This is a genomic window from Vibrio sp. 1288 (genome assembly GCF_033344475.1).
Genome location: NZ_JAWPOX010000646.1, coordinates 1 through 647 on the forward strand (window position 1 = coordinate 1; position 647 = coordinate 647).

Annotated in this window: 1 protein-coding gene; it reads left to right on the forward strand. The window is 45.9% G+C overall.

Annotated elements, in window-relative coordinates:
• The coding region (locus R8O11_RS28530; RefSeq protein WP_318195036.1) for a hypothetical protein at window positions 1–647 on the forward strand (647 nt) is incomplete at both ends.

Here is a 647-nt window from a genome sequence, read left to right on the forward strand (position 1 = left end):
GTAAAGACAGCCTAGCAGCAAGCGGCAGCTTTGATAGCGTAGAAGGTGCGGATACGATAGTTTCTTACCAGTTAGATTTGTCTGGTAACCCAATCAGCGGGGTAACGTCAGGCGGCCAAGTGGTCACGCTCGTACAAACTGGTGTGAATAACAACAACTACACTTACCAAGGTCAAACGCCAGATGGAAAATCGGTATTTACTCTGGTGTTAAATGCTGACGGAACATACAAATTCACGCTAGAAGGCGTACTGGATCATGGTGTTCAGGGCGAAGATTTACTGACGCTCAATCTGCCTGTGTTTGCTACGGATGTGGATGGCGATACCGCTGGTATCAATCTTCCTGTGACGATCACAGATGATGTTCCAACGATTTACGATAGTTCCATCACTCGTGTTGAAGGACAGGGAACGCGAACCGTTCAACTGTTCCAAGACCCTGTAGAAGGCGACTTAAATTATGGTGCAGATGGCAGTGAGCTGACCTCATTTAGCGCAGACGATTCAGGTATCTATTTCAAACAGAATGGAATAGATATGACAACCGTTGATCTTAACGGCAGCAATCAAACGGTTTTTGTACATAAAACCCTAAACGGCGTTGACACTGAAATTGGGCGTTTGATTGTTCGAACTGATGGCTCT